Source organism: Pseudomonas sp. HMWF006 (assembly GCF_003061205.1).
GTDB lineage: Bacteria > Pseudomonadota > Gammaproteobacteria > Pseudomonadales > Pseudomonadaceae > Aquipseudomonas > Aquipseudomonas monsensis.
On sequence record NZ_QAIU01000513.1, the window covers coordinates 953 to 3,089 of the forward strand.

Below are 2,137 nucleotides of genomic sequence, written 5' to 3' on the forward strand. Positions count from 1 at the left end.
CAACGCACACACAAAAACGCCGATGACTATCGCTAGCCATCGGCGTTTTCACACCTTGAAGGGGTTCACTCAAGCGTCAGATCAGAACGCCGGCAATACCGCGCCGTTGTACTTCTTCTCGATAAACGCTTTGACTTCCGGGCTGGTCAGGGCAGCGGCCAGTTTCTTGATGGCGTCGCTGTTCTTGTTGTCCTCACGGGCCACCAGGAAGTTCACGTAAGGCGAATCGGCGCCTTCGATCACCAACGCATCCTTGGTCGGATTCAGCTTGGCTTCCAGCGCGTAGTTGGTGTTGATCATGTCCAGATCAACTTCCTTCAGCACACGTGGCAGCAGGGCCGATTCCAGTTCCTTGAACTTGAAGTTGTGCGGGTTCTTGGCGATGTCTTTCGGGGTCGCCAGGGCGTTTTTCGGATCTTTCAGCTCGATCAGGCCAGCCTTTTGCAGCAGGATCAGGGCGCGACCGCTGTTGCTGCCTTCGTTAGGGATCGCGATGGTCGCGCCGTCAGGCAGTTCAGCCAGGGTCTTGTACTTGCTCGAGTAGCCACCGAACGGTTCAACGTGCACGCCTTGCACGGTGACCAGGTACTTGGACTTGTCATCCTTGTATTTGCCAGCGTTGAAGCTGTCCAGGTACGGCTTGGTCTGGAAGTAGTTGGCGTCCAGGCGCTTTTCGCCCACTTGCACGTTCGGCTGCACGTAGTCGGTGAAGACTTTGATTTCCAGATCCACGCCTTCTTTGGCCAGGGTCGGCTTGATCAGCTCGAGGATTTCGGCGTGCGGCACCGGGGTCGCCGCGACCACCAGTTTCTCGCCAGCGTTGGCCAGGGAAGCAGTCAGAGCAGCCGCCAGTGCGGTAAACAACAGAACCTTTTTCATGCAGTGTCCTTATCGAAAATCACGGTCGCAGAGGGCGACGGCTATTTAATACGTGTGCCAGTGAAGTGCTATCTCTGGCGTGAAGCGGACAATACCGGGATTTTTTATTCCCGGACAATAACGTTTATTCACTTTGATATTCCATTTTGCTCATACAGGACAAAACGGTCACAAGCGCTGACTCAAACCAATCAGCAAATCTTTCAACGCCTTACGCTCGTCAACGCTGCCGCCGATGTTGATCTGCGTGACCAGTCGTTCGATCTGCAGGTGCGGGCCAGAAGTGTCGGGCAGGTTCAGGTGTTCCGGGAGAATTTCCTCCCCAGTGCTGACCAACAGCGCAAAGTGAATGACGTTTTCCAGCTCGCGGGTGTTGCCCGGCCAGCTGTGGCGCTCCAGCAGATGTTGCGCCGCTTCGCTGATCAACGGCACCGGCAGGTCGAGACGCTGGCTGTAGATGCCGAGAAAATATTCGGCCAATGACAGGATGTCGCCGATTCGCTCGCGCAGCGCCGGCAGTTCCAGTTGCCCTTCGCTGAGGTAGTGATAGAGCCGTTCGTGGAATTTCCCCGCGTCCACCGCTTGCGCCAGGTCGATGCTGGTCGCCGCCACCAGGCGCACGTCCACCGGACTCGGCTGATGGGCGCCGACGCGGGTGACTTCGTGGTTTTCCAGGGCCGCGAGCAATTTGATCTGGATCGGCAGCGGCAGGTCGCCGATTTCATCCAGGTACAAGGTGCCGCCATTGGCCGAACCGAACCAGCCGGCACGGCTGCTGGCCGAACCGGCGTAACTGCCGGCGGCATAGCCGAACAGCTCGGCATCAGCGTAGGTCGGGCTGATCGCGCCGCAATTGACCGAAACGAACAGACCGCTGCGATCACTGGCGCGGTGGATGTGGCGGGCGAGCAGTTCTTTACCCGTACCGGTCTCACCGCGAATCAGCACCGAGATCGAACGCGGGGCCAGTTGCTCCAGCTCTTCACGCAACTGACGCGAGCGCGGATCGACAAACACCAGCGCCTTGGCGCGGATGCTCAGGGGACTTTTTTCCGCATCGGGAAAGGTCAGCAACGGCTGACCGAACGTTTCAAAACTCATGGCAGACTCCCGCCCACAACCGCCGGGAGACGGGGGCGATCAAAAAGAAAATGTACGACTCAGGCGCGACGCCGCGCGTGATGCTCCAGGCGGTTTTGCAGGCGATAGAGGTAGGCGAAACCCTGCTCCCAGCGCTGATGCCCGGACTTGACGTTGA

2 protein-coding genes and 1 pseudogene are annotated in these 2,137 nt (G+C 58.4%); all 3 read right to left on the reverse strand.

What is annotated here, in order from left to right:
- Window positions 1–81 precede the first annotated feature (81 nt).
- Window positions 82–879, reverse strand: a complete 798-nt coding sequence (locus DBR24_RS22995; RefSeq protein WP_123470494.1) for a MetQ/NlpA family ABC transporter substrate-binding protein — start codon at window positions 877–879, stop codon at window positions 82–84.
- Between the two features lie 168 nt (window positions 880–1,047).
- Window positions 1,048–1,980, reverse strand: a complete 933-nt coding sequence (locus tag DBR24_RS23000) for a sigma 54-interacting transcriptional regulator (protein WP_128615897.1) — start codon at window positions 1,978–1,980, stop codon at window positions 1,048–1,050.
- 59 nt (window positions 1,981–2,039) lie between these two features.
- A pseudogene (locus DBR24_RS23005) lies at window positions 2,040–2,137 on the reverse strand (alpha/beta hydrolase); the annotation flags it as partial.